This window comes from Paenibacillus sp. cl123, from assembly GCF_900101595.1.
GTDB lineage: Bacteria > Bacillota > Bacilli > Paenibacillales > NBRC-103111 > Paenibacillus_G.
Genome location: NZ_FMYY01000006.1, coordinates 194,264 through 210,680 on the forward strand (window position 1 = coordinate 194,264; position 16,417 = coordinate 210,680).

The following is a 16,417-nucleotide window of genomic DNA, read 5'->3' on the forward strand; positions in this document are numbered from 1 at the left end:
GGTATCGATTTCCAGGAACTATTCTTATTATAAATGGTTTTGGGTCGTCATGGCTATATTTTTGTTTACCTTGCTCGCCGCGGCTCCCCTGCACCGGCTGATGACCTTTGCAGAATCGTCCGTACTCGCGGATGGGGGCCGGCTGGATCTGCAGGGATACCCGTGGGAGAAGCGTTCCGGCGCCCGGTTAAATGGCGAATGGGAGCTGTATTGGCTGCCCGATCTCGGCTCATCGGACTTCCCCGGTCCGGCCCGGACGAGAGCCGAATCCCCCGAGTTCGCAAAGCTTCCGGATCACTGGAAGAAGGGAGCGGCTCTGCCCGATATGCAGACCGGGGAAGCATTCGCGACCTACCGGCTGACCGTGGCGCTGGACGCTTCCTCCCGGAGGTTTGCCGTGCAGATGCCGGCTATCCACACAGCTTACCAATTGTGGCTGAACGGCGAGCTGCTGGCGGAGGCGGGCAGGGGGAGAGGCGAAGAGGCAGACTCGCTGCCCGATCAGGGCGCGCGGACGCTGCTGTTCACTCCCGCGGACGGCAAGGCGGAGCTTGTGCTGCAGCTCTACGGACAGCCGGTCAAAGGAGGCGGCTGGAGCGCTCCGTATCTCGGCTTGGCGGAGAAGATCGATGCCGAGGCGAAAGCGAGCTTGTCCATCGACATGGCCGCCGTCGGCGGCTTGCTGGTGCTTGGCGTTCATTATATCGTCCAATTTTTGCTCAGGCGCAAGGAGATGGAGTCCTTCTGGTTCGGCTGCTTCTGTCTGCTGCTCGGCATCCGGGCTCTGTTCCTCAGCGACGGCGTCTCTTACGTCTGGCAGGCTGGACTCTCCCATCTGACGGTTACCCGGATCTCTTACATAAGCTTGTTCCTGAGCGCTCCTGCGATCGGTCTGTTCGTTGAGCGTCTCTATCCTGCGGAGGTTCCAAGGCGGCTGGTGCGGCTCATGATCGGACTTGGCGCGATCAGCACGTTATGCGCGTTCTTGCTGCCGTCTTCCTGGATAAGCGGCACCGTCCGATTCTACGAAGGGGCTTCCGTGCTGCTGGGCGCGTGGCTGCTGGTCTGCTTGGGGCTGGCGTACAAACGCGGCAGGGAGGGTGCGATCTTCGTGATTCTCGGAGCGGCCGCATGTCTGGGGGCGATGCTCGGAGACGAGCTGATCGGCCAGGAGCCGGCCTTTGTCGGACAGCTGTCGTTGTTCGGTCTGCTGCTCGGAACATTGCTGGCTTCCTTCATCCTGAGCGCCCGATCGGTCAAGGCGATGACATCCGTCGAAACGCTATCCAGGCAAATGCGGGAGTTGAACGCCGGTCTGGAGCAAAAAATCCGCGATCGTACCGCCGAGCTGGAGCGCATTAACCGGAGTCTGGAGCTCGTCAACGAGGAGCTGGCTCGGCTGGAGACCTCGCGGCGGCATCTGCTCAGCAATATCTCGCATGATCTGGGCACGCCGATGACGCTTATCCAGGGCTATGTCGAAGCGCTGATGGACGGGGTGGTCAAGCCGGAGCAGCAGCAGCAATATTTGAAGCTGATTCATAACCGGATTCTCGGGCTAAGCCGGCTGATCAAGGACTTGTTCCAGCTCTCCAAGCTGGAAGCCAGGCAGATGGAATTCGATATCCAGACCATCGGCACAGATGAGCTGGTCCGGTTCTTCGACGAGCGTTATGAGCTGGAGCTGGCAGGGGCGGGTCTGCGCTTCGAGACGACCTCCCGCATCCTGCATCCCGGAGACGGGCGGCCGCCTATCGTCCGCGTCGACATCGACCGGATCGATCAGGTGCTGACCAATATTATTTACAATGCGGTCAAGTACACGCCCGAGGGAGGGCTTATTCAGCTACAGTTCACGGCGGACGAGCATTCGCTGGTCGTTCAGGTGCAGGATAACGGGGCCGGCATAGCGCCTGAGGACCTGCCTTATATTTTCGACCGCTTCTACAAAAAAGACAAGTCGCGCAATACGGCCGGCGGCGGCAGCGGACTTGGGCTTGCGATCGCCAAGGAAATCATCGATTTCCACGGCGGGCGCATCTGGGCTCACAGCCGGCTTGGCCAAGGGGCGTGCATCGCCTTTATGCTGCCGCTGGTGAAGTGAAGAAGACTCTGTTCCGAGCCCCCGTCACCCTTCTCCCCTCCGGGACAGCACCGAATGCCGGTAGTCGGTCGGCGAGCTCTGGTAGCGGCGCTTGAACTGCTTGGAGAAATGGAGCGGGTCCTGGAAGCCGACGGATGAGGCGATCTGCTCGACGGTGAGCTCCGGACGCTCGCGCAGCAGATGGCGCGCCTTGTCCAGACGGAGGCTGAGCAGGAAGGTCACGGGGCTTACGCCGGTATGCGCTTTGAACATCGTGGACAAATAAGCCCGGTTGTAGCCCAGCGCCTCCGCCATCAGCTCGATCGTAATCGGCTCGGCATATTGCGCGGATAAATATTGCACGGCTTGCTGCACCGTGCGCGCGCCGCTTGTCTCCGCGGCGGGCTGCCCCGGCTCGGCTTGCTGCAGCGCTTGGGCGAACTCCGCCAGAAGCAGGTGGAGACAGCCTGCGGCCTTCAGTGAAGCGCCCGTCGCTCTCGTCTGGAACGCCTCCTGCACCTGGAGGAACAGGGAAGGCACAAGCCGGCTGCGGCCGGTGGCGACGATGAGCTGGCGGGAGCCAAGGCCTGCTTCGCTCAGCAGGCTGAGGGCGGCTGTGCCCTCGAAGGCGATCCAGCGATATTGCCAAGGAGCGTCGAGATCGGCCGTATATTGGACGAGGGAGCCCGGCTCGATAAGAAACGTATCTCCCGGTCCCAGTTCATGCATTTGCCCGGCGCAGGTGTAGGTGCCTCTGCCGGAGAGCACGTGATGCAGCAAATAATAGTCGACGACCTTGGGACCGGGTTTATGTCCCGGCTTGGTCTGGCTGTTGCCGGCGAACAGCACGACCAGGGAGCGGTCTTTGGACGGTGCGGAAGGATTCGATACGACATAATAACTGTCTTTGCGTTTCTCGGCGGAAGACATGCGGGAGACGGCTCCTTTCGTTCAGGGTGCAGGCGACAGACAGGCAGGCAAGTAGCCCAGGCAAGGCGGGCAGGCGAATAGTCGGCTGCGCGGCGGAGAGAAACAATACGCGGCGGCAGGGGGACGGAGCCGGTCCGGCGTCCTCGGTTTTACTTGATTGTAGCATAGGGATCTAACATTTTTCCATACGGAACTGACATCGTTCCATAGTTTCCGGCGCGTCCGGACGCTATACTGATATCAATCCATATCGCCATGTCCGGCACAAGAGCCGGCAGGCGAATAATCCAATACTCGAGGTGAAGCTCACAATGGCGGATATTCAAGCTTTGCAGCAACGGTTCGTTGACCTATACGGGGCGGACGACAGCCATCCCATCCGGGTGTTCCATGCGCCCGGACGCGTAAATCTGATCGGCGAGCATACGGATTACAACGGCGGGTACGTGTTTCCGGCGGCGCTGACCTTCGGCACGACGCTGCTGGTGCGCAAGCGGGAGGACGGGCAAGTGGGGCTCGCTTCCACGAACTTCGAGCAGCGCCAACATATTTCCATTCAATCCCTTGTCAATGATCCGGCGGACGACTGGATGAACTATCCGAAGGGCGTTATCCGCGAGCTCCAGCTTGGCGGCGTTGCGGTCGGCGGCTACGATATGCTGTTCAGCGGAGCCATCCCGAATGGGGCGGGCCTGTCCTCCTCGGCTTCCATCGAGGTAGTGACCGCATTCGCTCTGCTGACGATGGAAGGGCAGCCGACGGACAAGGTAAAGATCGCGCTGCTCTCCCAGAAGGCGGAGAACGAGTTTATCGGGGTCAAATGCGGGATCATGGATCAATTTGCCGTCGCTATGGGCAAGAAGGATCATGCCGTGCTGCTGATGTGCGATACGCTGGAATACCGCCATGTGCCGTTCCAAAGCGGCGCTTACAAGCTGGTGATCGGCAACACGAACAAAAAGCGCGGGCTGGTCGATTCGGCATACAACGAGCGCCGCTCCCAATGCGAGCAGGCGGTCGCCGAGCTGCGCGGCCGGCATCCGGAGCTGACGCTGCTCGGACAGCTGTCACTGGCTGAATACGAGGAAGCGGAGCACTTGATTCAGGACGAAACGGTTCGCAAGCGGGCGCGTCATGTCGTGGAGGAAATTGACCGGGTGCTGCAGTCCATCAAGGTGCTGGAGCTCGGAGATCTGGAAGCGTTCGGCAAGCTGATGAACGCCTCCCATGTATCGCTGCGCGATCTCTATGAAGTGACCGGATTCGAGCTGGATACGATGGTGGAGGCTGCCTGGCAGGTGCCGGGCGTACTCGGAGCCCGGATGACGGGCGCAGGCTTCGGCGGCTGCACGGTGTCGCTGGTGCATGAGGACAGTGTGGAGAGATTTATCCGCGAGGTCGGACAGGCGTACCGGGAGAAAACCGGGCTGGAAGCCAGCTTCTACGTTTGCGATATCGGGGACGGCGTCAAGGAATTGTAAAGCCTGCATGCTGCGAACTGTTGCATATCCGAAGTGAATTACAAAAGCAAGGCAAACCCGAGCGGATCTGAAACCGCGCTGACAGGGGAGCCCACGCTTCAAGCAGATCAACGGGAGGAGAGAGGCACATGGCGGTATTGGTAACGGGAGGCGCGGGCTACATCGGTTCGCATACGGTAGCGGAGCTGCTGGAGCGCGGCGAGGAGGTTGTGGTCGTCGATAATCTGGAGCAGGGCCATCGCGAGGCGCTGCTCGGAGGCAAGCTGTATGTCGGCGACCTGCGCGACAAAGCTTTTCTGGGCCAAGTATTTGCAGAAAACGATATCGACGCGGTCATTCATTTCGCTGCGAACTCGCTGGTCGGCGAGAGCATGAAGGACCCGGGAAAATATTATCACAATAACGTGTACGGCACTTTATGTCTGCTGGAGGTTATGAACGAGCACAACATCAAGCGGATCGTGTTCTCCTCGACGGCTGCGACATACGGAGAACCCGAGAATGTGCCGATTCTGGAGACGGACCGCACCCTGCCGACGAACGCCTATGGCGAAACGAAGCTGGCGATGGAGAAGATGATGAAGTGGTTCGATACCGCTCACGGCATCAAATATGTATCTCTACGCTATTTCAACGCTGCCGGCGCTCGCGAAGGAGGCGGCATCGGAGAGGATCATTCTCCGGAGACGCATCTGATCCCGATCATTTTGCAGGTAGCGCTCGGCCAGCGTCCGCATATCTCCGTCTTCGGCGACGATTACGAGACGCCGGACGGCACCTGCATCCGCGATTATATTCATGTGACCGATCTGGCGGATGCCCACATTCTCGCTGTACAGAAGCTGCGGGAGGGAAGCGAGAGCCGTATTTACAACCTGGGCAACGGCAAGGGCTTTTCGGTCAAGGAAGTGATCGACATCGCCCGTCAGGTGACCGGACATCCGATCCCTGCCGTGGTGGAGGCTCGCCGGGCGGGCGATCCGGCTTCACTGGTCGCTTCCTCGGAGCGGGCGCGCACCGAGCTGGGCTGGGCGCCGCAGCGCGATTCGCTGGAGCGTATCATCGCCTCGGCCTGGGCGTGGCATCAGGCTTGTCCGGACGGCTATGACAAGTAAGCAGACCTGAGTTAGATATATTTATGACAAACGGAGCATCCGGGCAGAACCGGAGAGGACTCTAGGGGGAAATTCCGGCGGAATACGTCCTCTAGCTCTCGACGGACGCTGCCGGACTCCCGGATCAGGAGTGGATCAGATGAGTACGTCAGAAAGCCATACGTTCCAAGGCGATGCCGCCCGCAAGGCTGCATACGATATCGAGCGCCTGCTGCAATTCGGGATGCACCGCAAGCTGCTGGAACCGCTTGATGCCATCGCCGCGCGCAATGCGCTGCTCGATATGCTGAAGCTGGAGGAGTCTTACGAGGGCGAATGCGAGGATGCGAGCGGGGCAAGCGTCAATGAGCTGCTCGCGCCGCTGCTTGATTATGCGGCCTTGACCGGGTTGCTGGAGGAAGACAACACGACTCTTCGCGACCTGCTGGATGCGCGCATCATGGGCGCTCTGCTGCCGCGTCCGTCCGAGGTCATTCACCGCTTCTGGGCGACGGCCAAGCGGGAGGGGATCGAGCGCGCGACGGACGACTTCTACAAGCTAAGCACCGATTCCAACTATATCCGCATGGACCGGATCAACAACAACCTGTATTGGCTGGCGGCGACGGACTATGGCGATCTGGAGATTACGGTGAATCTGTCCAAACCGGAGAAGGACCCGAAGGAAATCGCCATGCTCAAAAACGCCAAGGCCAGCCACTACCCCAAGTGCCTGCTGTGTGTAGAAAACGTAGGTTATGCGGGCCGGCTTAACCATCCGGCGAGGCAGAACCTGCGGGTCATTCCGCTGGAGCTGACCGGAGAGCCGTGGTATTTCCAATACTCGCCTTACGTGTATTATAACGAGCACAGCATCATCTTCGACCGGGAGCATCGCCCTATGAAGATGTCGCGTTATTCGTTCGAGCGGCTGCTCGACTTCGTGGAGCTGTTCCCGCATTATTTTATCGGCTCCAACGCCGATCTGCCTATCGTCGGCGGGTCGATTCTGAGCCATGATCATTTCCAGGGGGGACGTCATAAGTTTCCGATGGAGCTGGCGCCTGTCGAGGCGAAGTTCTCCTCCCCGGCCTACAGCGGAGTGAAGCTCGGGATCGTCAAGTGGCCGATGTCGGTTCTCCGCATCTCGAGCCATGATCGCGTGGCGCTGCTGGAGCTCGCTTCGCATATTCTGGACAGCTGGCGCGCATACAGCGATCCTGCCAGCGAAGTGCTGGCATTCAGCGAGCAGGACGGAGCGCAGGTGCCGCATAATACGGTCACGCCGATCGCCCGCAACAATGCTTCGGGCGAATACGAGCTGGATCTCGTATTGCGCAACAACCGGACAAGCGAAGAGCATCCTGACGGCATCTTTCATCCGCATCAGGAGCTGCATCACATCAAGAAGGAGAACATCGGCCTGATCGAGGTGATGGGGCTGGCTGTGCTTCCCGGCCGGTTGAAGGATGAGCTGGAGCTGGCTGCCGGTGCGTTGACCGGTGAGCTGCAGCCGGACGCCATCGCCGCCGATGCCCAGCATCCGCTCCACAAGCATGCCTCCTGGCTGCAGGAGCTTGCCCGCAAGCATGGAACCGCTCAGACGCGCGAGCAGGCGGCGCTGACGCTGCAGGCCGAGGTGGGCCGCAAGTTCGAGAGCGTGCTGACGGATGCCGGCGTGTTCAAGCGCAATGATGCGGGGCAGGAGGCGTTCCGCCGCTTCGTCCGGCAGCTCGGATTCGAATAAGGCGTCTAGACAGCCGTATGCCGGTCTTAGCCGGGATACGGTTGTTTTTTGTGCATCAGGGAATTTACTTCCTTCATGGAACTAAGTGCTATTGACGGAACTAAAACATGGGGGGAGGAGAGCCGATAGAAAGTTGAAACTGCGAGTTGAAACAGCCCATGGAAACCCCATCAGCCGCAGGCCGCGCGGTATTTACCGAACTTTTGGAGAAATGGAAGAAAGAACGCAGTCGAAAAAAGGGAATGGATATGGGATGGAAAAGCGAAAGCGGCCGCCTTTGATGTCATATCCTTACCGCTAAATGGATTCCAGTGGGACATAACTTCAAGAGCGGTTGGAATCCCATATCCATTCCTTCCCACTCACCAAAAGCGGGGAAACGTACGCAGAGATCTTCGTGGACCTGACCGATGGCCAGGTTTTTTCTTGTTTGCCCAAGCCGGAAAACCCTTCGCTGCACACGGATATCCAGGTATGCCATGAATATCCAAAATACGCTCATCGCTTAACGATTCTTTACGAAAAAAATCTATATTCTGCTGTCACCTGACTCGTTTCTACGAATATCGACAAATTCGCTCAATGACAAGCATTTCCGCCCATAGTAGAATACATAGTTGAGAGTTTCCCTCGCGCAAGCAATCTAACCATAGCTATCAGCATGGCAGCAGCTAGTATACAACGTGTAGAGAGGATCAACACTATGGCAGATCAAGACCGAAATCAAGAGTCGATAAGCGATCAGGTACATACGGGCGAATTGTTGAATGCATTGATGGCCTTGAAGAAAGGCAATTTTTCTTACCGTATGCCCTATGACCATACGGGGATCAACGGCAAAATCGCTGATACGTTCAACGAGATTATGGATATGCAGGAAAGCTTGGTTCATGAGGTGCAGACCGTTGCCAAGGTAGTGGGGAAGGAAGGGAAGCTCTCACGCAGATTCGTACACAAAAATACAGGCGGTTCCTGGGAAACGGTGGTGGAATCGCTCAACGGCCTCGTCGTCGATCTGATTCAGCCGACCAGCGAGATGGTCCGCGTGATCAATGCGGTCGCTCAAGGGGATTTGTCCCGGAAGGTGGAGCTTGAATTCGAGGGCCGGGCATTGACCGGCGAATTTCAGCGAACCGCGACTAATATTAATATGATGGTCAATCAGCTCAGCACCTTCGCCTCCGAGGTAACGCGCGTGGCGCGGGAAGTCGGTACGGAGGGCAAGCTGGGCGGCCAGGCGGACGTCAAGGGCGTGTCGGGCACCTGGAAAGACTTGACCGATAGCGTCAATAATATGGCCAGCAATCTGACCGATCAGGTGCGCAATATCGCGGCTGTCACGACGGCTGTCGCCAACGGCGATCTGTCCAAGCAAATTACGGTCAACGCCAAGGGCGAGATTCTGGAGTTGAAAAACACGATCAATACGATGGTCGATCAGCTGTCGACATTCTCCTCCGAGGTGACGCGCGTGGCGCGGGAGGTCGGCACGGAAGGCAAGCTGGGCGGCCAGGCGGACGTTAAGGGCGTGTCGGGCACATGGCGCGACCTAACCGAAAGCGTTAACTATATGGCTTCCAATCTGACGAATCAGGTGCGCAATATCGCGGTCGTGACGACGGCTGTCGCCAACGGCGATTTGTCCAAGAAAATAACGGCCGATGTCCAGGGAGAAATTCTGGAGCTGAAAAATACGATCAACACGATGGTCGATCAGCTCAGCACCTTCGCCTCCGAAGTGACGCGGATGGCGCGGGAGGTCGGCACGGAGGGCATCCTTGGCGGACAAGCCGAGGTCAGCGGAGTGGCCGGCACCTGGCGCGATCTGACGGAAAGCGTCAACTACATGGCGTCGAATCTGACGAATCAGGTGCGCAATATCGCCGAGGTGACGACGGCGGTCGCGAAGGGCGACTTGTCCAAGAAGATCACGGTCGACGCCAAGGGCGAGATTCTGGAGCTGAAGAGCACAATCAACATCATGGTCGATCAGCTCAGCAACTTTGCGTCAGAGGTCACGCGCGTCGCGCGCGAGGTGTCGACGGAAGGGATTTTGGGCGGTCAGGCCGATGTGCAGGATGTCTCGGGCACCTGGAAGGACTTGACGGACAGCGTCAACTTTATGGCCGGCACCTTAACCGATCAGGTGCGCAATATCGCCGAGGTGACGACGGCGGTCGCGAAGGGCGATTTGTCCAAGCAGATCACCGTTAACGCCAAGGGCGAAATTCTCGAGCTGAAAAATACGATCAACACGATGGTGGAGCAGCTCTCGACCTTCGCCTCCGAGGTAACGCGCGTGGCGCGGGAGGTCGGCACGCTTGGCATGCTGGGCGGCCAGGCGCAGGTGCGCGGAGTGGCCGGGACATGGCGGGATTTGACGGAAAGCGTCAACTACATGGCGTCCAACTTGACCAATCAGGTGCGCAACATCGCGGTCGTCACGACGGCGGTCGCGAACGGCGACCTGTCGAAGAAGATAACGGCCGATGTGCAGGGCGAGATTTTGGAGCTGAAAAACACGATCAATACGATGGTGGATCAGCTGTCGACCTTCGCTTCCGAGGTCACGCGCGTGGCGCGGGAGGTCGGCACCGAGGGCAAGCTCGGCGGCCAAGCCCAGGTCAAGGGAGTCGGCGGAACGTGGAAGGACCTGACGGAGGGCGTAAACAGCATGGCCCGCAATCTCACCGACCAGGTGCGCAATATCGCCGATGTGACGACCGCCGTCGCCAAGGGCGATTTGTCCAAGAAAATCACGGTTGACGTGAAGGGCGAAATTCTTGAGCTGAAGATCACGATGAATACGATGGTGGATCAGCTCAGCAACTTCGCCTCCGAAGTAACGCGCGTGGCGCGCGAGGTCGGCACCGAGGGCAAGCTGGGCGTGCAGGCCGATGTGAAGGACGTCTCGGGCACGTGGAAGGATTTGACCGACACGGTCAACTACATGGCGAGCAACCTGACGATCCAGATGCGGAACATCGCGGGCGTGACGACGGCGGTTGCAAACGGGGACCTGTCCAAGAAAATAACCGTCGATGTCAAAGGCGAGCTGCTGGAGCTGAAAAATACGATCAACACGATGGTGGATCAGCTCAACTCCTTCGCCTCCGAGGTTACCCGGGTCGCTCGGGAGGTCGGCACGGACGGGAAGCTCGGCGGTCAGGCGCAGGTGCGCGGAGTCGGGGGGATCTGGAAGGATCTGACCGACAACGTTAATATTATGGCGACGAACCTCACCGATCAGGTGCGCGGCATCGCGAAGGTCGTAACGGCCGTAGCGAACGGAAATATGAAGCAGAAGCTGACGGTCGATGCGAAGGGCGAGATCGCGGAGCTGACGGATACGATCAACAATATGATCGATACGCTGGCCACGTTCGCCGATCAGGTAACAACGGTTGCGCGTGAGGTCGGCGCGGAGGGCAAGCTGGGCGGTCAGGCGAACGTGCCTGGCGCAGCCGGCACCTGGCGCGATCTGACCGATAACGTTAACTACATGGCGAGCACGCTGACGACTCAGGTGCGCGCGATTACGAACGTCGCCACGGCGGTAACCAAGGGCGATCTGTCCCGCTCGATCGATGTGGCGGCGGCGGGCGAGGTCGCTACACTGAAGGACAATATCAACGAGATGATCCGTAATCTGAAGGAGACGACCCGTATCAATACCGAGCAGGACTGGCTCAAGACGAACCTGGCCAAGTTCTCCAGACTGCTGCAGGGGCAGCGGGATCTGTACGCGGTCAGCCGGATGATTCTCTCCGAGTTGGCTCCGCTCGTCTCGATGCAGCACGGAGTGTTCTATATCAATGAGCCGGTCGGCGGGGAAGCCGTGCTTAAGCTGTTCGCCAGCTACGCCTACCAGCAGCGCAAGCACCTGTCCAGCGAATTCCGCGCCGGACAAGGGCTGGTCGGGCAATGCCTGATCGAGAAGCAGCGCATTCTGCTGACGAATGTGCCCCCGGATTATGTGGTCATCTCCTCGGGACTCGGAGAAAGCGCGCCGCTGAACATCGTGCTGCTGCCGATTATATTCGAGGACCAGGTGCTTGCCGTGCTGGAGCTTTCCTCGTTCCGGGCGTTCAGCGAGATCGATGTCGCGTTCCTTGATCAGCTGACCGAATCGATCGGGATCGTGATCAATACGATGCAGGCGAACCAGCGCACCGAGCAGCTGCTCGCGCAGTCCCAGTCGCTGACGGAAGAGCTGCAGAAGCAGCAGATGGAGCTGCAAAATACGAACGAAGAGCTGGAGGACAAGGCCAAGCTGCTCGTGCTTCAGAAGGCGGAGGTCGAAAGCAAGAACAACGAGGTCGAGGTCGCCAAGCGGGTCCTGGAGGAAAAGGCCGAGCAGCTTGCGCTGACGTCGCGGTACAAGTCCGAGTTTTTGGCGAACATGTCGCATGAGCTGCGGACGCCGCTGAATTCCTTGCTTCTGCTGGCCGAGCAGCTCTCCGAAAATCCGGATGAGAACCTAAGCACGCATCAGGTGAAATATGCCAAGACCATTCAGGAGTCGGGGCTGGAGCTCCTGAACCTGATCAACGATATTCTCGATCTGTCCAAGATCGAGTCAGGCACGGCTTCGCCGGATTACAGCGAGACGAGCGTGCAGGAGCTGACGGATAGCCTGGACCGCACGTTCCGTCATATGGTCAATGAGAAGGAGCTGGAATTCCGCATCCGGACTGAGCCGGGCGTGCCGCAGACGATTCTCACAGATCCCAAGCGGCTGCAGCAGATCCTGAAGAACCTGCTGTCCAATGCGTTCAAGTTCACACTCAGCGGCGAGGTGCAGCTGGTCATCCGCCGGGCCTACGAGGGCTGGAGCCGGGAGGCGGAGGCGCTGCAGCGGGCTCCGCTGGTGCTGTGCTTCTCGGTCAGCGATACGGGGATCGGAATTCCGCTGGAGAAGCAGCAGATTATTTTCGAGGCTTTCCAGCAAGCGGACGGCAGCACCAACCGCGAGTATGGCGGCACGGGACTGGGGCTTGCGATATCGCGGGAAATTGCCACGATGCTCGGCGGCGAGATTACCCTCTACAGCGTATTGGGCAAGGGAAGTACATTCAATCTGTATCTGCCCTTCCAGGGGGGAGAGCCGCCCGAACCGGAGCCGAAGGCCAAATATGTGCCGGAAGTTATCGACGTCACGCCTCCCAAACGGATGCGAACCTTCGCGCCGGCAGCCGATCCGGCGATGATCGACGACCGCGAGAACATCGAGCCTGGCGATCGCGTGTTTCTGGTCATTGAGGATGATCTGAAATTTAATGAAATTCTGCTGGAGGCGCTGCACCGCAAGGGCATCAAGGCGGTGATCACGACGAAGGGCTCGGAAGCGCTGGACCTGGCGCTGAAGTATAAGCCGGCGGCGATTACGCTGGATCTGAACTTGGGGGATATGGACGGCTGGCTCGTGATTGAGCATCTGAAAAACGACCTGCATGCCCGCCATGTGCCGATCTGCGTCATTTCGGTTGAAGAGAACGAAGTCGGGCTGATGCGCAAAGGCGTGTACGAATACCTCTGCAAGCCTGTGACCAATGAAGAGCTGGAGAAGGCAATCGATCAATTGAGCGGCTTCGCCGACCGGCCGGTCCACCATCTTCTTGTGATGGCAGGAGAGGAAGAGCAGCGCAGCGAGTTCACCAAGCTGGTCCAAGGAGACGATCTGAAGATCGTGGTCGTCGATACGGCGCGCAAGGCGCTCAATCAGCTGAAGTCCAAGACGTTCGACTGCATCCTGTGCGACAATCATGTGCCGGATATGGGATTTGCCGCCTTCGTGCGGGAAGTTCAGAAGAACGCCAAGCATAAATATTTGCCTATTATCGTGAAATGCAGCAAGAAGCTGACGCCGGATGAAGAGGATGAGCTCGAGGAGCTGATGAGGTCGGCTGTGGTCAAGGAGGTGACCTCGCCGATCCAGATCGTGGACGAGACGACGCTGTTCCTGCATCGAAAATCGGAGGATATGCCGCAGGACTCCAAGGATATGCTCGTCAAGCTGCATCAATCCGACGATATGATCGAGTACAAGAAGGTCATGGTCGTTGACGACGATATCCGCAACATCTTCGCGCTGACGACCATTCTGGAGCGTCACAACATGAAGGTGATTCCGGCGGAGAACGGTCACGATGCGATCCATCTGCTGGAGCAGACGCCGGATATTGAGATTATTTTGATGGATATTATGATGCCGGTGATGGATGGCTACGAGACGACGAGGGCCATCCGGCAGAAGCCGGAGTATCGGGAGCTGCCGATCATCGCGCTGACCGCCAAGGCGATGAAGGGAGACCGGGAGCAATGCCTGGAGGCCGGCGCCTCCGACTACATCACCAAGCCCGTGAACAGCGCCCAATTGCTGACGATGATCCGGGATTGGCTGGAGCGGTCCAGGGCGGCCAAGGCGAAGACGCAGGCTGTGTACCCGCTGTTCGCCTCGCCCAAATCGAAGTAACCGGCTGCTCCGTTCGTCCGGCGGATGTCATGCTATCTCACGTAAATTTTCGTACCCCTGTTGCCGTTGAATAGTCGGCGACAGGGGTTTTTGCTGCTTGCTCCCTGGCGCGCTGCCAGCGGATTCTGGGGAGGAAGGGTTTAAGCTCCCGGTCTGCATGTTGTACGGCGATCCGACGGAACTTCGGTCAGGCTTGATTCTTAGGTATCAGAAATTATGACAGAAAACCTATCTTGAGCTGGGGCTGTTTTCGAAAAAACCCCCATTTCAATAGTTCGAAATACATAAAATACAGTGAAAATCTCATTATTTGTGTTATAATACATGACATAAATAATATAGACCAGTCGAAGGTAGGTGGGGGAAATGTTTGATTGGCTAGGATTTCGCCGGGGGTTGCCCCTCTGGTGGTCGTATCGGCTTAACCGGGGGCTTAAGAAAGATGTGGAGGATATCTTCGAAGGGATCGCAGCGACTCGCCGGGAGCTGCTGGTCGGTTGGGCGGACGAGTATTGGGGGCATCTGGACCGGCTTCTGGAGAGGCTGACGGACGATGGGGCCGTCGCGGTCCGGGGGGAAGAGGCAGCTTCCGGACCGGATATGTCAGGCTGGGACGCGTACTGCGCCTCCATGCGCCAGAGGGCGCCGGACTTCTCCGAGCTGTTCGTGCTGGATGAGCAGGGCAAGGTCATCTACTCCACCTACAAGCCTCACGTCGCTGCCGCGTACGGCGACCAGAGCGTGATCGGTCCCGGCCTGCAGTACTCCCGCTCTCAGGGGGAGGGCGGGCGCTGCTTGTTCGGCCCGTATGCCGATCCGATAACCATGAGGATCGGACCGAGCACTTCGAGCTTCCACGATGAGATGACGCTGCTGTTTATTTTACCGTTCGGGCAGGAAGGCGGATGGCGAGGGGCGCTCTGCGGCCGGGTGCCCAATGATGTGATCGGCGATCTGATCCAGCGGGAGTCCGGCCATGTGTATCCCGATTCGGGAGACAATTATTTGTTCATGGCTGCCGCCGGACCGCTGACGCATATCGCGCCCGGTACGGCATTATCCCGGAGCCGATTCGAGGATCGGACTTTTACGCACGGCGAGAACCTGAAGGACGGCGTGACGACGGATTGGGGGAAGGTGACGGTGAGGGAGCATACGGAGCTCGAGCTTCGTTTCACCGATCCGGCTACAGGCGAGCTTCACCCCGGCGTAGCGAACACGATCAAGAACGGCAGCCATCTGTTCGTCGCTTTCCCCGGTTATTCGGATTATCGGCATATTCCTGTCATCGGCAAGGGGGTCACGTTCCGGCTGGCGCATTGTCCCGATCTGTGGGGAATGATGTGCGAAGGGGATCTGGAGGAGGTATACCGGGTCCGCGGAATGAATTGGCGGCTGTTCCGGCTGCAGCTGCCCTGGATCGGCATCGGAGCTGTCGTCGCGGCCGGGATCATCGGGCTGCTGGCGCGGGAAAGCATGCCGTTCTGGCTGACGGGCCTGGCTGCCGGTCTGCTCCAGGCCGTGATCGGCCTGTTGATTGCCTCGGTATTGTATCGCAAGGGGACGTCGCCGCTGTCCGGCTACTTGCAGCAGATCATGCGGTTTATCCGGATGAACGCCGAGGGGAAAGGCGACTTGACGCAGCGACTGAAGCCGGAGCTTTTCCGGGGGGACGAATCGCGGGAGCTGGCCAAATGGATCAATAATATGATCGACTCGCTGGAGGGGGTTATGCTGCAAGTGAAGCGGGCGGCGGCTGATGTGCTGTCCAGTCAGCGGCAGCTCCATGCCTCGACCGATGCGACCGCCGGCTCTACGGAGCGGATGAACGGCAAGATTGGCGATATGATCCGTTCGCTGCGCAGGCAGCTTCAGGATATCGATCAAGCCAAGGATGCCGTCGAGGAGATGAAGCAAACGCTGCGCGAGCTCGAAAGCCACGCATCCGGCCAGATCGCCGTAGCGCATCATGAAGTGGAGCGGATCGGCGACAAGATGTCTCACATCACCTCCAAGGTGGAGGAGACGCATCGGACGATAGGGACATTCATGGAGACGACCGGGGAGATCAGCAGTGTGCTGCAGGTGATTGAAGAGATATCGGCGAGAACGAATCTGCTGGCCTTGAATGCATCCATCGAGGCGGCTCGGGTAGGCGAGCACGGCAAGGGCTTTGCCGTCGTTGCCTCCGAGATTCGCAAGCTGGCCGATCTGACCCGGCAGTCCACCGAGGAGATTCACGACACTATCCAGCGCATATCGGCTCATGCGGAGAAGGCATTTGCTTCCATGGAGGAAGGAAGCCGGGTAGTGGAGGAGGGCAGCGTGCTGGCGGCGGCCGCTTCCGAATTGCTAAGCGATGCTTCGGGCAATGATTCCCTGAAGATGCAGGTGATCGACGAGGTGGTCCGGCTGATGGAGCGCATCGCGGGGATCAGCAAGGATAACCGGCTCATATCCCGCGAGGTGGAGGGCAATGTGCAGGAGCTGATGGCGGATACCGGGCAGGTGAAGCTGACCAGCAAGCGTGTCGAGTCGATTACGGCATTCCTGGAGCAGCTCGTCAATCAGTTCCAGCTGAACGAAACGCGCATACGCTAGAAGTCC

7 protein-coding genes are annotated in these 16,417 nt (G+C 58.8%); 6 read left to right on the top strand and 1 reads right to left on the bottom strand.

Features of this window, described 5'->3' with window-relative positions; all coding sequences use genetic code 11:
• Positions 1–49: 49 nt before the first annotated feature.
• The gene (locus BLR08_RS12865; RefSeq protein ID WP_083536984.1) at positions 50–2,104 is read left to right on the top strand and encodes a sensor histidine kinase; all 2,055 of its coding nucleotides are present in this window, start codon (positions 50–52) and stop codon (positions 2,102–2,104) included.
• A gap of 24 nt (positions 2,105–2,128) precedes the next feature.
• On the opposite strand, the gene BLR08_RS12870 is transcribed toward BLR08_RS12865, so the two are convergent.
• The gene (locus BLR08_RS12870) at positions 2,129–3,013 is read right to left on the bottom strand and encodes an AraC family transcriptional regulator (protein ID WP_072329613.1); all 885 of its coding nucleotides are present in this window, start codon (positions 3,011–3,013) and stop codon (positions 2,129–2,131) included.
• Between the two features lie 311 nt (positions 3,014–3,324).
• Here BLR08_RS12870 and BLR08_RS12875 point away from each other — a divergent pair, with 311 nt between their 5' ends.
• The 5 genes from BLR08_RS12875 (at position 3,325) to BLR08_RS12900 (ending at position 16,411) form a co-directional block, all read left to right on the top strand.
• Entirely contained in the window at positions 3,325–4,494 is a 1,170-nt protein-coding gene (locus BLR08_RS12875; RefSeq protein WP_072329614.1) for a galactokinase, read from the top strand.
• A 128-nt stretch (positions 4,495–4,622) separates the two neighbouring features.
• The gene (galE, locus tag BLR08_RS12880; protein WP_072329615.1) at positions 4,623–5,609 is read left to right on the top strand and encodes a UDP-glucose 4-epimerase GalE; all 987 of its coding nucleotides are present in this window, start codon (positions 4,623–4,625) and stop codon (positions 5,607–5,609) included.
• A gap of 139 nt (positions 5,610–5,748) precedes the next feature.
• The gene (locus BLR08_RS12885; RefSeq protein ID WP_072329616.1) at positions 5,749–7,335 is read left to right on the top strand and encodes a UDP-glucose--hexose-1-phosphate uridylyltransferase; all 1,587 of its coding nucleotides are present in this window, start codon (positions 5,749–5,751) and stop codon (positions 7,333–7,335) included.
• A gap of 703 nt (positions 7,336–8,038) precedes the next feature.
• Complete coding sequence (locus tag BLR08_RS12895) at positions 8,039–13,810, top strand: HAMP domain-containing protein (protein ID WP_083536985.1); 5,772 nt, start codon at positions 8,039–8,041, stop codon at positions 13,808–13,810.
• A gap of 366 nt (positions 13,811–14,176) precedes the next feature.
• The gene (locus BLR08_RS12900) at positions 14,177–16,411 is read left to right on the top strand and encodes a methyl-accepting chemotaxis protein (protein WP_072329618.1); all 2,235 of its coding nucleotides are present in this window, start codon (positions 14,177–14,179) and stop codon (positions 16,409–16,411) included.
• The last annotated feature ends 6 nt before the right edge of the window (positions 16,412–16,417 follow it).